At 44.5% G+C, this 14,072-nt stretch carries 17 protein-coding genes; 11 read left to right on the top strand and 6 right to left on the bottom strand.

The annotated features are described in order from the left end of the window. Together DYD21_RS09240 and nuoL are read right to left on the bottom strand one after the other, a co-directional pair. Entirely contained in the window at positions 1–1,617 is a 1,617-nt protein-coding gene (locus tag DYD21_RS09240; RefSeq protein WP_116035645.1) for a NuoM family protein, read from the bottom strand. A gap of 17 nt (positions 1,618–1,634) precedes the next feature. Further along, positions 1,635–3,656 (bottom strand): NADH-quinone oxidoreductase subunit L, encoded by a 2,022-nt coding sequence (nuoL, locus tag DYD21_RS09245; RefSeq protein ID WP_116035647.1) that lies wholly within the window; start codon positions 3,654–3,656, stop codon positions 1,635–1,637. 298 nt (positions 3,657–3,954) lie between these two features. On the opposite strand from nuoL, the gene DYD21_RS09250 reads away from it, so the two are divergent. From DYD21_RS09250 to DYD21_RS09300, 11 genes are all read left to right on the top strand, one after another. Then, entirely contained in the window at positions 3,955–4,506 is a 552-nt protein-coding gene (locus DYD21_RS09250) for a Na+/H+ antiporter subunit E (RefSeq protein WP_116035650.1), read from the top strand. An 8-nt stretch (positions 4,507–4,514) separates the two neighbouring features. Continuing rightward, the gene (locus tag DYD21_RS09255) at positions 4,515–4,796 is read left to right on the top strand and encodes a monovalent cation/H+ antiporter complex subunit F (protein ID WP_116035652.1); all 282 of its coding nucleotides are present in this window, start codon (positions 4,515–4,517) and stop codon (positions 4,794–4,796) included. After that, entirely contained in the window at positions 4,793–5,116 is a 324-nt protein-coding gene (gene mnhG, locus DYD21_RS09260) for a monovalent cation/H(+) antiporter subunit G (RefSeq protein ID WP_116035655.1), read from the top strand. The genes DYD21_RS09255 and mnhG overlap by 4 nt, the downstream gene beginning before the upstream one ends. Continuing rightward, positions 5,116–5,361, top strand: a complete 246-nt coding sequence (locus DYD21_RS09265; RefSeq protein WP_116035657.1) for a hydrogenase subunit MbhD domain-containing protein — start codon at positions 5,116–5,118, stop codon at positions 5,359–5,361. The genes mnhG and DYD21_RS09265 overlap by 1 nt, the downstream gene beginning before the upstream one ends. Further along, complete coding sequence (gene mbhE / locus DYD21_RS09270; RefSeq protein ID WP_116035660.1) at positions 5,358–5,663, top strand: hydrogen gas-evolving membrane-bound hydrogenase subunit E; 306 nt, start codon at positions 5,358–5,360, stop codon at positions 5,661–5,663. Before DYD21_RS09265 ends, mbhE begins: the two co-directional genes overlap by 4 nt. Further along, positions 5,660–6,100 (top strand): MnhB domain-containing protein, encoded by a 441-nt coding sequence (locus DYD21_RS09275; protein WP_116035662.1) that lies wholly within the window; start codon positions 5,660–5,662, stop codon positions 6,098–6,100. Before mbhE ends, DYD21_RS09275 begins: the two co-directional genes overlap by 4 nt. Beyond that, positions 6,093–6,461 carry a cation:proton antiporter subunit C gene (locus tag DYD21_RS09280; protein ID WP_116035665.1) on the top strand — a complete coding sequence of 123 codons (369 nt, stop codon included), beginning with the start codon at positions 6,093–6,095 and terminating at the stop codon, positions 6,459–6,461. The genes DYD21_RS09275 and DYD21_RS09280 overlap by 8 nt, the downstream gene beginning before the upstream one ends. Continuing rightward, positions 6,458–7,942, top strand: a complete 1,485-nt coding sequence (locus DYD21_RS09285; RefSeq protein WP_116035667.1) for a complex I subunit 5 family protein — start codon at positions 6,458–6,460, stop codon at positions 7,940–7,942. Before DYD21_RS09280 ends, DYD21_RS09285 begins: the two co-directional genes overlap by 4 nt. A gap of 100 nt (positions 7,943–8,042) precedes the next feature. Beyond that, entirely contained in the window at positions 8,043–9,464 is a 1,422-nt protein-coding gene (locus DYD21_RS09290; RefSeq protein WP_233505510.1) for a monovalent cation/H+ antiporter subunit D family protein, read from the top strand. Next, a complete protein-coding gene (locus DYD21_RS09295; RefSeq protein ID WP_116035672.1) occupies positions 9,461–9,676 on the top strand; it encodes a hypothetical protein in 216 nt (71 codons plus the stop codon). Before DYD21_RS09290 ends, DYD21_RS09295 begins: the two co-directional genes overlap by 4 nt. Further along, complete coding sequence (locus tag DYD21_RS09300) at positions 9,666–11,384, top strand: Na(+)/H(+) antiporter subunit D (RefSeq protein WP_116035675.1); 1,719 nt, start codon at positions 9,666–9,668, stop codon at positions 11,382–11,384. The genes DYD21_RS09295 and DYD21_RS09300 overlap by 11 nt, the downstream gene beginning before the upstream one ends. 43 nt (positions 11,385–11,427) lie before the next feature. Here the strand turns inward: DYD21_RS09300 and DYD21_RS09305 are convergent, their stop codons facing one another. The 4 genes from DYD21_RS09305 to DYD21_RS09320 form a co-directional block, all read right to left on the bottom strand. Next, positions 11,428–11,985: a DUF421 domain-containing protein gene (locus DYD21_RS09305; RefSeq protein WP_116036330.1), complete on the bottom strand. Its 558-nt coding sequence runs from the start codon at positions 11,983–11,985 to the stop codon at positions 11,428–11,430. 124 nt (positions 11,986–12,109) lie between these two features. Then, on the bottom strand, positions 12,110–12,694 hold the full coding sequence (locus DYD21_RS09310; RefSeq protein ID WP_116035678.1) for a hypothetical protein: 585 nt from the start codon (positions 12,692–12,694) through the stop codon (positions 12,110–12,112). 527 nt (positions 12,695–13,221) lie between these two features. Next, complete coding sequence (gene nuoK, locus DYD21_RS09315; protein WP_116035680.1) at positions 13,222–13,524, bottom strand: NADH-quinone oxidoreductase subunit NuoK; 303 nt, start codon at positions 13,522–13,524, stop codon at positions 13,222–13,224. Beyond that, positions 13,521–14,042: an NADH-quinone oxidoreductase subunit J gene (locus DYD21_RS09320; protein ID WP_116035683.1), complete on the bottom strand. Its 522-nt coding sequence runs from the start codon at positions 14,040–14,042 to the stop codon at positions 13,521–13,523. Before DYD21_RS09320 ends, nuoK begins: the two co-directional genes overlap by 4 nt. Between the last annotated feature and the right edge of the window lie 30 nt (positions 14,043–14,072).

A 14,072-nucleotide genomic window follows, 5' to 3' on the forward strand; every position in this document is an offset into this window, starting at 1 on the left:
TCAGTCTCCTAAAACGATTTGTTTATCTGTTTGAGATTGATTGTCAAGCCCATATACTCTTGCTGTCCAATCGGGCAGTTCATCACGGTTCACTTGTTCAAGAACAGCGATGCTTTTGTCCTCTGTTACCGAGATAAAATTATCAACCCAACCTTCTGAATAGACCGTGAAGTCTACCGGACGAATTCCAATCCAAATCATGAAAATGACAAGAGGTACAAGCAGGGATATCTCCCTGGCATTCAGATCGATCATTTTTCGGTTCTCTTCTTTATCGATCTCGCCAAACATCACCCGCTGATACATCCATAGCATATATACTGCTGCAAGAACAACACCTGTTGCAGCCAATACCGCAAAAGTTATATTGCCGTAGAGTTCTGAATTAAATGATCCGATCAGGATAAAAAATTCGCCTATAAATCCATTCAGTCCCGGGAGGCCGATTGAAGCGAGCGTAGCGATCATAAACATCACTGCAAGAACGGGTACAGATTTGGCAATACCGCCAAAATCATCAATCATTCGGGTATGCCGCCGGTCGTAAATCATCCCAACAATCAGGAAAAGTGCTCCTGTGGACAGGCCGTGATTTACCATTTGAATAATTGCTCCCTGAACTGCAATTGTATTGAATGCAAATATTCCAAGTACCACAAAACCAAGGTGGCTTACAGATGAGTATGCTACAAGTTTTTTAACGTCTTTCTGAACCATGGCGACCAGTGCTCCGTAAATAATGCCGATCACAGCGAGCCCGGCGAGCCAGGGAGCAAATTCCATAAATGCATTGGGGAAAACAGGCATGCAAATTCTGAGGAGTCCGTAAGTACCGAGTTTAAGCATGATCGCCGCAAGTACAACAGATCCTGCTGTGGGAGCTTCGGTGTGCGCATACGGGAGCCAGGTGTGGAATGGGAAAAGCGGTACTTTAATACAAAATGCGAGTGCAAAAGCGAGGAACATGTAGGTCTGTTCTACCAGTCCGATCGTAAATTCAGGACTTGAAATAAACCGCCAGTCGGCTGTAAAGCTGTACGTGCCTGTTGCCTCTCCTGCCGTGAAACCGAGATAAAGAAGCGCCACGAGCATGATCAGTGAACCAACAAGCGTATAGATAAAGAATTTAATTGTCGCCTGAATTCTATCGGCCCCACCCCAAATACCAATCAGGAAGTACATGGGGATCAGGGAGAGTTCAAAAAATACGTAGAATACTACAAGATCAAGTGAGGCAAAGGTACCGAGTGATGCCGTCTGCAAAATCAGCAGCATCGCATAATATCCTTTCAGACTTTTTGATACCGATTCCCAGGAGGAAAGAATAACAATCGGCCCCATCAGCGTAGTTAGCATGAAGAGCAAAAGGCTAAGGCCGTCGAGACCTACAAGGTATTTCACATCCATTGTGCTCAAAATCGCAGAACCTTCCGTGACATATTGCGGAACGGCAGAATTTGCAATATCAAAATTCAGCAGAAGCGGAATAGACAACAGAAATGTAGCCGATGTTGCCAGCAACGCAGTCCATTTTACAGCCGTGTCATCTCTGAGCAACAGAACCGCAAGCACACTAAGAAGCGGCAGGTAAATAACTAAGTTTAGAAGAAACTCCATAATCTATTTTTGCGCGATTAAAACAGTAACATTGACATTACAAGGATTACGCCGAGTATAAGGGCGAATGCGTAACTGCTGGTTACCCCGGTTTGGATATAACGAGTGAGGCTGCCTACGAGGCGAACCGTTCCTGCTACGGCATTTACAAATCCGTCCACAATCTTAATGTCGAATACAGCCAGCACACGATCTGAAAATTTCACGGTTGGCCGGACAATGACTGCTTCGTAGAACTCATCAAAATTATACTTCTCTTTCCAAACCACGTAAAGGGAACCAAACTTGGTTGCAATTTTTTCATCAGAAGCCAGCTGCTGGTTATTCCCATACATTCTGAAAGCTGTATACACTCCGCCGACGGCTACAAGAATGGAAAGCATCATCAACCCCCACTCTGCCGGCACGGAAAGTGTAAGTGCAATATCTGCTGCGATTGGTTCCAGCCAGCCCTGCAGCCAGTTGATATTCACATATTCACCTGTAAAGGTTTTCCCGATAAAATTCGGTATCCCCATAAATCCACCGACAATGGAAAGCCCGGCGAGTGTCCAGAGCGGAATGGTCATTGTTTTGGGGCTTTCATGCAGATATTTTTCAGAACCTTCAGCCTCTTTAAATAGCTGTGAGAGTTTAAAGCTGCCATGGAACGTGGTAAGCGTTAGCCGGAACATATAAAATGCTGTCAGGAATGCAGTAATCATCGCAACACCCCAAAGGATGAAATACATAGCGCCGGCAAACTCGCCATAACCCATATTCGTTGCGTGCATCAAAATCTCATCTTTGGAGAAAAATCCGGCCAGCGGCGGAATACCCGCAATCGCGATGGTTGCGATCATAAATGTTTTATAGGTGGAAGGCATCCATTTTTTCAAGCCTCCCATGTTACGAATATCCTGGTGGTCAAACTCCACGTGCTTTCCATCATCGTGCAGTTTATGCTTCAGATGCTCCATCGTATGGATAACAGATCCGGATCCAAGAAAGAGACACGCTTTGAAAAATGCGTGAGTTACCACATGGAACATAGCCGCAGTAAACGCCCCTGAACCGAGAGCCAGGAACATGAAACCAAGCTGTGAAACTGTAGAGTAGGCAAGCACTCCTTTAATATCATTCTGAGTAATGGCAATTGTTGCAGCCACGATTGCCGTAAGCGCACCGACCACAGCGATAATCATCATCACTTCAGGTGATATTACGAACATTGGCGAGAGCCGCGTAATCAGGTAGATACCGGATGTAACCATCGTAGCGGCGTGAATCAGCGCAGAAACCGGCGTCGGACCTGCCATCGCATCGGGCAGCCAAACAAAAAGAGGAATCTGCGCACTTTTACCCGTTGCTCCAATCAGCATCAGTAATCCGATCCAGAAAACCGCGCCTGCAGAGAACAGATCAAGATTGGAGAGAACCACATCAAAATCGAGGCTCCCAACCGCATTAAAGACCATAAACATCGCAATCAGGAAGGCAAAATCCCCTACCCTGTTATATAGAAAAGCTTTTTTGGCAGCATCGGATTTAGCCATATCGGTATACCAAAAACCGATCAATAGATAAGAGCAGAGCCCTACACCTTCCCAGCCGAGAAACAGAAGCAGCAGATTATTCCCCATAATGAGGTTCAGCATGGCAAAAATAAAGAGATTCAGGTAAGCAAAATACTTCCAGTACCCTTTATCGTGATGCATATACCCAATAGAATAGAAATGGATCAACGAACCCACACCAGTTACCACGAGTGCCATAATCAGTGAAAGCTCATCCAGGCGGTAGGCAATATCAACCGTTAAATCACCAACTGTAATCCAGTTAAAGAGTGTTACAATAAGAGCATCTGCCCCTGAACTGTGCCCAATAAAAAAAGAAAGGGATATAAGAAAAGGTATAAATACAGCAAGATTAGCAATGATACCGATCAATGATTTCTTTTCCCGGTAGCCTTCAGAAGCCAAACCGGCCAATCCATTAATAAGAAAGCCAAGTAACGGTAAACCAACAATCAAACTGACTAACGCAGTAGGTGATTCCATTCAAAAGGTTTATTTATTTCACTCTTTCACAAGGCACAATATAGTCGCCGTGATTTAACAGGAGGCAAAGATACAAAAATCTCTTTCAAGATAAACTCAAAAGACAGGATTATTGCCCTATTCTTGAAAAAGATTTCTGATATCTCTTCTTGATTTTTTCCAAAACGTTTTTTCACCGATCTCATGTAAATTTTTATAATTCAGCACGAACTTTAATTGCAGGTAACCCATCTTTTTTGATAAGCTTGGGGCTTAAAATAATTCTGCTGCTAACTGCCTGGCCGAACGCAAAAAACTGATGCATAAACTTTCGACCTATAACCTAACACTCTCTTTCATTTCTCTTATGGCTTTTTGGCTGGCTATGAGCGGAATACTGGATTTTGTACATATCCTGTTTGGAGTTATCACAGTAGCCGGTGTGATGGCACTCAATTATCGCTTAAAGATGTTCCACTTCTTTAAAGATGATATGGATGATCTGCGTGAACTGCGTTTCTGGAAGGCTCCAATTTATGCAATTTGGATGTTTGGCCAGATTATTCTCGCGGGACTTCATGTGCTCAGAGTTATTGGCTCACCCAGAATGCATATTGAAACAACAATGGTAACTTTTAAAGTAAATTTGCCAAGCGCACATGCCAAGATGATTCTTGGTAATTCTATTACCCTCACACCCGGCACGCTAACTATTGATATTGTAGGTGATACGTTTACAGTACATGCGCTTGATAAAGCCTCCTACGAAGGTATCATTGATGATACAATGCCCAAAAAAGTCCTTCAGCTGTTTGAAAATACAGACCGGCCGGTCGTCAGTGACGTAAATATTCAAATCTCAGATTCATAACCTTTTTGATGGAAACCTTTTTTCTTTACAGTGCTGTGTTTCTGACGATCATTATCGCTGTGCCCATCATACGCGTGATTAAAGGGCCAACAGTTTTCGACAGATTGCTTGCAACAAACGCTATTGCGACCAAAACTATCGTATTAATCTGTCTGATTGGTTTTATTTTTGACCGGGTTGATATGTTTCTGGATATCACACTTGCTTACGCAATCCTTGGATTTATCGGCTCATTGATGATTGCAAAATACCTTACCTCAGAAGCAAAAAAACGGGGTGAAGCCAAATGACAATCATCAATATAATCAGCATTATATTTATCACTTTTGGAATAATCTTCATGTTTGTTGGAAGTTTTGGGATTTTGCGGCTGCCCGATTTTTATGCCCGCACACACGCAGTGAGCAAAAGTGATACGCTCGGGATTATCTTTGTCATTCTTGGACTCGTTATATATGAAGGATTTACGCAAAGCGGCTTAAAATTAATTTTGATAGTCATTTTTATTGCACTCTCAAACCCTATTGGCTCACACGCACTTGCAAGGGCCGCACTTAAGAAAGGGCTCAAACCTCTGTTTAGTAGTTCAAAACAAAACAAGAAAAGCTGATGATCTGGGAACTGGAGCTTGTTATCTACATTTTCATTTTGATTTCAGCCATTGTTGCGCTCGAAGTGAAAGATCTACTCGTAGCTGTGGTTATGATGACCATCTTCAGCTTTTTGATGGCTCTTTTGTTTGTAGCCATGGGTGCTATTGATGTGGGATTCACAGAAGCCGTAATTGGAGCCGGCGTTACCGGACTCTTTTTTGTAGCAGCTCTTTATAAAACTTCAAGAAAAACAAACGATTGAAAGCACTTAAAATACTTACGCTCGTATTTTTTGCCGCGGTGCTTATTTATGCATCACTGGACTTGCCCTATCGGGGCGATCCGGGTAACTATATGCATGCCGAACGAAGCATGACCGATACACCTGTGAAGGGAAGTTACTTCATTCAGGAGGCATATAATGACGCACGCACCCCAAATATGGTTACCGTTGTTCTTGGCGATTACAGAAGTATTGATACGTTTGGCGAACAGGTGGTGATCTATGCCGTTGGATTGATCACACTGCTCATTTTCAAAAAACGACGGAGGGACAAGGAATGAAACGTCATTTCGAAAGTCCGATCGTATTACTGGGTGCCCGACTTTTAAGCCCGTACATCATGGTTTTTGGATGGTATGTGATTTTTCATGGCCATTATAGTCCGGGCGGCGGATTCCAGGGAGGCGCACTTTTAGCAGCTTCCGTTTTGTTGATTCGTGTAGCGGGCGGTGCACATCTGGGAAATCTTCAAATTAAAGAGTGGGTCAATAATCCCATTGCGGCAATCGGCGTGTTAATCTATTTCGGAACAGGGTTAGTTGCCGCTCTTGCCGGCGGATATTTCCTTGATTATGGCGAACTGCCTATACCTGGTGTAGAAGCCGCCTGGCTCCGGTACATAGGAATTTTAATCATTGAGGTTGGCATCGGGCTCACGGTAATGGCTGTGCTTGTGATGATTTATGATAACATCGTAACAGGAGAAGATAATGATTGAGTTTTTTACAGGCCACTACGCCTATTGGTTTACCGTAATTCTGCTTTGCGTTGGCACATACGGCATACTGTTCAAGAAAAACCTGATCAAAAAAACAATTGGGCTTTCCATACTGCAAATTTCGGTGGTGATGTTTTTTGTATCGATTGCATCAAAGTGGGATGCTACTGTCCCGGTTCGCGACACAGCTTTTCCGGTTGAAGATGTAGCAAATTATCTGAATCCCCTCCCGCACACCTTAATGCTCACCGCCATTGTTGTGGGTGTTGCAACTCTTGGTGTAGCTTTCACTCTGCTGGTTGCGATTTATAACCGTTACGATACACTTGACGAACAAGAACTGTTAGAAAAAATTCAATGATCGATTCGCATTTACCGGCAATCATTGCTTTAACCTTTCTGCTATTTTCTGTCCTGATTCCGCTTTTTGGTCTTTGGAAAGAAAAGCTTTGCCACCCGCTTGCTGTGCTTGGTGCCGGCATTGCTGCAGCCTATTCCATCTATGGATTTATCACCTACCTTGATACCGGTGCCATCCGGTACTTCTTTGGCGGATGGGAGGCTCCCATTGGAATAGAGTTCGTCTACGATGGACTCTCCGCCTTTTTTGCGATGGTGATCAACACTGTTGCATTTATTGTACTGATTTACGCTTTAAAACCGGCCCGAACGGAGCTTGAAGGCAAAGAGATGCCGTACTACTCCATTATTATGCTGATGATGTTCGGTTTCAATGGCATGGTAATGACCGGCGACCTGTTTAACCTCTATGTTTTTCTTGAAATCGCATCACTCACTGGTTATGCGCTGATTGCAATCGGGAGCAAACCGGCCCCATATGCAGCGTTTCGCTATTTGATCATCGGAACCGCTGGCGGAACACTTTACCTGCTCGGTGTCGGGTTTCTGTACACCGTAACAGGTACGCTGAATATTATTGACATGACGGCGATGCTGCCGATGGTTGCTGAAAATACCGCCGTTGTAGCTTCACTGATCCTTATGGTTATAGGTATAGGGGTAAAAGCGGCTATATTTCCTATGCACGGATGGCTGCCCGATTCGTACACCTATACTGCAACTCCAACCTCAGTGCTGATTGCACCCATTGGCACCAAAGTTGCCGCATATATCCTGTTCCGGGTTTTTCTTTACCTGTTCGGAATAGAGCTTGTTGATGCCGTCGTACCTCTATCCTATCTTCTCGGGCTTTTTGCTTGTGCCGGAATCCTTTACGGATCCATAATGGCCATCGCACAAAATGAAATGAAGCGGATGCTGGCCTACAGCAGTATTTCCCAAATCGGGTACATTATTATGGGGCTTAGTCTCGCAAATCCGTGGGGATTTGCCGGCGCACTGCTTCATGTGCTCAACCACGCCGTGATGAAAGCATGTCTCTTTATGATTGCCGGAAACATACGTATGCAGGAGGGCCATTCCGACATCAGCCGTTTTGATGACGGTTATCGAAAAAAATATCCCTGGACAATGGCATCACTCAGTGTTGCTGCGATCTCCATGATCGGCCTGCCTCCTCTTGCAGGATTCTTTAGTAAGTGGTACCTGGCACTCGGAACTGTGGATAACGAAAACTGGCTCTTTTTAGCCGTGATTCTCATCAGTTCACTTCTGAATGCTGTGTATTTCTTCAGAATGCTTGAGAAAGTATATATGAAGGATCCAAACAAACCGGATGAGAAAACCCTTGAAGTGGCTGAATACAACGAAGTTTCCGGAAGTATGCTCAGCCCGACTATTTTGCTGGCTATATCCATGTTTGTGATCGGACTCGCAAACGTGGCCATTGTAAGTGTTTTGCTGGGAATAGCACCATTTTAGAATCAACTAACGTTAAATTTTTGACTGTCGATTGATGGATCTATCTATCGTACCTTTATTAGCAATTTTAGTGTCACTGGCCGTTGTGCCACTGATACTGATGAGCTCTGCAAAGCCTAATTTGCGAGAGACATGGACCATTCTGGCTGCACTGATTAAGTTCGGGCTGGTCCTGACGCTCCTCCCCGGGGCGATCGATGGTCAGAGTGTGGAGATTCATATTCTGGATCTCGCCCCCGGCCTTCCGCTTGCGCTGAAAGCCGATCCCTTTGGTGTCTTTTTCGCCGTAATTGCATCCGGACTCTGGATTTTCACTTCGTTCTATTCCATCGGGTATATGCGGGGTGCAAACGAGAAGCATCAGACCCGGTATTTTGCCAGTTTTGCCGTCTGTCTCTCCGCTACGATAGGTATTGCGTTTAGTGCCAACCTGCTCACATTTATCCTTTTTTACGAAGCGCTGACGCTGGCCACCTATCCGCTGGTGATTCACAAAGAAAATAAAGCTGCGATTAAAGCCGGTCGCGGATACCTGGCGTATACACTTACGGCCGGTTTACTGCTGGTTGGCGGTGCTGCAATTATCTACTCTTACACCGGCACACTCGACTTCACTCCCGGAGGGCTTTTTACTGAGGTGGATCTTCCTCAACATGTCATGCTGGTACTGTTTATTATGTTTCTTGGTGGTGTGGGTGTAAAAGCCGGTATCATGCCGATTCACAGCTGGCTGCCCGAAGCGATGGCTGCTCCTACTCCCGTGAGTGCCCTCCTGCACGCTGTGGCCGTTGTTAAATCTGGTGTTTTTGCTGTCATTCGTGTGGTAGGATTTGTATTCGGCACCGATGTGATACTCGATTACGGCTTCCAGGATATTCTAATCGTTATTTCCGGAGCCACCATTTTACTGGCTTCACTTCTTGCTTTCGGGCAGGATAACCTTAAACGGCGGCTTGCCTACTCAACAGTCGGTCACCTTTCTTATATCGTTTTAGGTGTAGCCATGCTCACTCCTCTTGGCATGACCGGAGGAATTATGCACATCGCAGCGCACGCCACCATGAAAATCACTTTATTCTTCTGCGCCGGTGCAATTTATGTGAATCTGCACAGAGAAAACATCAGCAATCTGAATGGAATCGCGACCGTTATGCCGTGGACGATGGCTGCGTTTGTGATCGGCTCGATGGGACTTGCCGGCCTTCCCCCGATAAACGGATTTTTCAGTAAATGGCATCTGGCTATGGGTTCACTGGAAGGTGATATGGTTATCCCCATCACAATTCTTGTTGTTTCCGGTCTTTTAAATGCCGGGTATTTTTTCCCGATTATTAAACGAGCGTACTTTGGAAAACCCGAGGGCCTGGAAAAGTATGGTGAAGCTTCACCCTTTATGGTTGTACCGATTATGGTAACCGCCACGCTCTCTGTGCTATTTGGACTCTTTCCGAATCTATTTTTCAACTTTTTTGATCTGGCTGTCGATATTTCAGCATCGATCTTTAATTCTGCATCGCCATGAAGAAAATTTACTGGATCTTAATAGGCCTTGTACTGTTGCTTACACTTGTGCTCGAATTCATGTTTCTGGCTGATTATGACAGCCACTGGTGGAACGCTATACCGGGATTCTACGCCATTTTTGGCTTCCTCGGGTGTATACTGCTGGTTTATGCGGCAACTTTTATTTCAAAGAAAATCGTAAACCGCGATCTTGACTACTATGACAATTGAGTTACTTGCCATACCGGGAGTTCTTCTTGTGCTCGGAGCTGCACTGCTTCCGCTGATTCCGGAAAAACTACGCAGTTCTGTATTTTTGATTTTCCCCGTTGCCGCCCTCGCTATGGCAGCTATGCACCAGGATGGCTACACCCTAACCGGTGCAATCGGAAACTACGATCTTATCCTTCTGGAAGTTGATTCTCTAAGCCGTGTGTTTGGCTTGATTATAGCCTTCGCAGCCGTATTTGGCGGTATTTATGCATATCATCTGAAGGATCTTGGTCAGCAATGCGCGGCCCTGCTCTATGCAGCCGGTGCCCTCGGCGTTGTCTACGCCGGTGATCTTTTCACCCTGATTGTCTACTGGGAGTTAATGGCCGTGAGTTCCACATGGCTGATCTGGGCTACACGAACAGATGCCGCGCGAGCTGCAGGTATGCGATACCTGGTCTACCACGTGCTTGGTGGAGGGCTCCTTTTCGCCGGAATCATTTTACATGTAACCCAAACCGGTTCGCTGGCAATCGAGTCGTTTGAACAGGTTTACTCGATTTCAAACATCCTCATTTTCCTGGGTGTTGGCGTGAATGCTGCATTTATTCCGATTCATACCTGGCTGTCTGATGCATATCCCAAATCGACGATTACAGGTGTTATTTTCCTGAACTCTTTTACGACAAAGTCAGCGGTTTATGTGCTGATCCGAATGTTCCCCGGCTGGGATATTCTCATCTGGATCGGGGTTATTATGGCGATCTATGGTGTGATGTACGCTGTGATCTGCAAAGATATCCGTGAAATTCTTACCTACCATATTATCAGTCAGCTCGGTTTCATGATCGCAGCGATTGGTGTGGGTACAGAACTGGCACTCAACGGTGCCGCCGCACTCGCTGTGAGTAATATTCTGAATAAATCTCTCCTTTTTATGGCTTGCGGAGCCGTATTATATGCAACAGGAACATCCAAAATGTATCACCTGGGCGGATTGGTGAAAAAATTGCCCTATGTGCTGGGCCTCTACCTTGTGGCAAGTTTGTCGATTTCCGGCTTACCGTTGTTTACTGCTTTCGTGACCAAACCGATGGCAGTTACGGCTATAGGCTACTCCGGTTATGATACTGCCATGTTACTTCTGATTTTTGTATCGATTGGTACGTTTTTAAGCGTGGGTCTGAAACTCCCATATTACACCTGGTTCCACGCTGATTCATACGACAAGGAAATCAAACCGATTCCTTTTAACATGTATATTGGAATGGGATTTGTGGCGGTTGTTTGTATGGTTATCGGAATTGCACCATCCACTCTCTATGCATTTCTTCCCTACGAAACTGATTTCAATCCATATACAATCTACCTGTTTGTAGAGATCATGCAGATCGCAATAATGACATTTATCGGTTTCTGGATGCTTAAACACCTCATGAAAGGCAAGCTTGTTATTGCACTTGACCTGGATTGGTTCTACAGAAAAGCTTCACCGGCAGCCTACAGAATGTTTATCAAATCAACCGATGGTTTTTTTGGATGGGCTGAAAAAGTGGTGCTCAACACAGCTGTACTCTCTACAAAGGTTTTCCGTAACCCGATGACATGGCTAAATCCGTTTGGCAATAAAGAAAATGATGCAACAACCTATAGTCCCGGTATGGAAGTGGTGATGAGCTTTATCCTGGTCTGCTTTCTTGCATTCTCTCTTTTTTACTTCTTATAGATACTATCCAAAGTCGTATGGCTAACTGCCCGGAACAGGAAGTTTATTGATTTTCATCTTTCATAAACGACAGATGCTCCTCTCCCCGGATTCCCTTAAAGATCCAGGGTGAGATCCTGTCACTTCGTTTCATCACAGATACATCGCCGGTTGTTTCAAGTACAACTGCCAGAACCTGATCCTCACTCACAACTCCTGCTTCACGCAATTTTGATTTGAGGTCCTCCTCTGTTATTCTCCCGGTGTTTAAGTGATCAGTCAATACTTTCTCCCCCGCCATCAATAACAGCGGCCTGTTATCTACAATCAACTCTACAGTTTTAGAAAGCCTCCGTGAATGAGAAACGATATACTGGATACCGTAGAGCAAAGTTAATCCAAATGCACCTGCAAGAAGCGGAGGATCGTCAGTCAGAAGTGTACTCGCAATAATCGTCCCGATAGCAACCGTAATTGCGAAATCGAAGCTGGACATTTTCGAAAAACTTCGAAGACCTGTTATGCGGGTTAGAATCATCAACGCGATATAAATCCCCGCAGCAGAGAGTAGAATCATAAGAAGTGTGGTGCCTGTAGTTGTTATCCAGCTCCAATCGATCATAAGAATCTCTTTTTTTTGGTTAAATGTTGATTTAAAAAGCACACAGAATGATTGACAATCATGAGCTCCCTCTTGATGGATATCTACGAAACTTTTTAGACCTGTGAACGCTTGCAGCCTTCGCTTAATCCTGAGCTGTCACCTCGTTGTCAACCGGATCAAACTTGTAACGTATTCCGTCAACCTCAAAAACGAGCATCTCATCATCCCACCTGATCGGTTCATATACGGATTCAGGCGGAACGGAACCCGAATGATCCGAAATCCGAACATTCATTGAATTTTCGTTCACAGTGCGGCCCGGCTGACTCATAGTGGCCACCGAGAGTGTTTGGGACGGCGCCGGCCCGATGTTGATAAAAACTGCAAATTCTCCGGATTCACTCCATGGACCCGCTTCTACGGATCCGCCATATTGAAACGCCGCCGGATAAATTTGGTTTTGATCCCTATCAACCAGCCAACCCGCGCCATGTGATATACCGGCTGTAGTTACGGCGAACCACTCCCCTTGTGGCTGCATGACGGCCTCAGTAAATCGCTCAGACGCCCCGAACTCCACTTCGGCATCAACTTGTACCATTGATGGGATATCATCAATCTGAAGTAATATTTCACCCTCATTCGTACTGATTTCATGTTCGGTTTGATGAAGAACGATCTGCTTCTGAGATATATCAGAACATCCATAAAACAGAATCACAAACATGAGTATACATAAAAATGACAACGGAGATCTCATAAATAAAAACAGAGTGGTTGTAAGTGTTACAGATAAAAATTCCTTTTGCAGCTCAGGCAAACCAGAATTATCGCCCGATATACAGTTATATCTATTTTATAAATGCACAGATGTTTCGATGATATAATCAAAAATGGTTTAATTCCCAGAGCGCTTTATCTCGGAGACTATTCAAAAGAATCAGGAGAATATGAATAAATAACCACCGCGGCTGTTTGCGCCCCTGCGGTTAAAAAATTAAAGACACCGATTATTTGACAAGGTATTTGCTTACAGCCTCTCGTTGGGTAGACACTCCAGAATAAACATCATATCAATCAAAAAGGTACGTGATCCAAGCTGATACCTCGTGGGCTCTGTCCAGAGATAGTTCATTTTTCCCCACTGGAAAAAGGCCGCCGCATAATTTCAAATAGAAGAGAACGGATATATAAACAAAAAAAGCCCGGTGGAATCAAATCCAGCAGGCTTTAAAGAATCGATTTTAGTGACCGTTACCAGCGCAAAAGGTTCACTTTCGTAATATCAACCGAAAGATTGTTTCGGAAAATTGCGATAATAATTGCAAGCCCGACAACCGCTTCTGCAGCAGCAACGGCTAATGAAAAGAATACGAGTATCTGTCCGGTAATATCCCCGTGAAACGCGCTGAAGCTCACCAGTGAAACATTAACTGCATTAAGCATCAATTCAACGCACATAAAAATAACAATGGCGTTTCTGCGAATTAATACGCCAATTACCCCAATCGTAAATAATATAGCACTTAGTGCAAGATACCAGTCAATGCCGATCATTCAGAGTCCTCAGTTTTTTTCACTTTATATTGTGCGACCATCAGTGCACCCACAACTGCTGCGGTCAGAAGAATAGCGGTTAGTTCAAATGCGTATAAAAATTCTGTATAGAGTACTTCACCCACAGCCTCAACCGTTCCAACATACAGCATGTCACTGGAAATTTCCGGCAGCATATCCGTTACACCGCCCAAGCTGTAGAGTATCTGTCCGAATATGACAACTCCCAACAAAAACGCCAGAAGATATTTCACCCTGAATTTATCGAACAATTTCTCCTCCTCTTCAACATTCAGGAGCATAATAACAAACAGGAAAAGCACCATAATGGCACCGGCGTAGACAAGAATCTGAATCAGAGCCAGGAACTGAGCCTGGAGAAGCAGATAAATGCCGGCAATTGTTACCAAATTAATGACCAACAGTAGTGCGCTGTTAACTGTATTTTTATTCAAAATCATCCCCAGTGCGCTGGCGATGGCTAATACAGCAAGTAAAACAAATGCGTAGATTTCCATTCAGAAGGTTCTTTTATATTGAAGCCTCCA

The sequence above is a fragment of the Rhodohalobacter sp. SW132 genome (assembly GCF_003390325.1).
Classification (GTDB): domain Bacteria; phylum Bacteroidota; class Rhodothermia; order Balneolales; family Balneolaceae; genus SW132.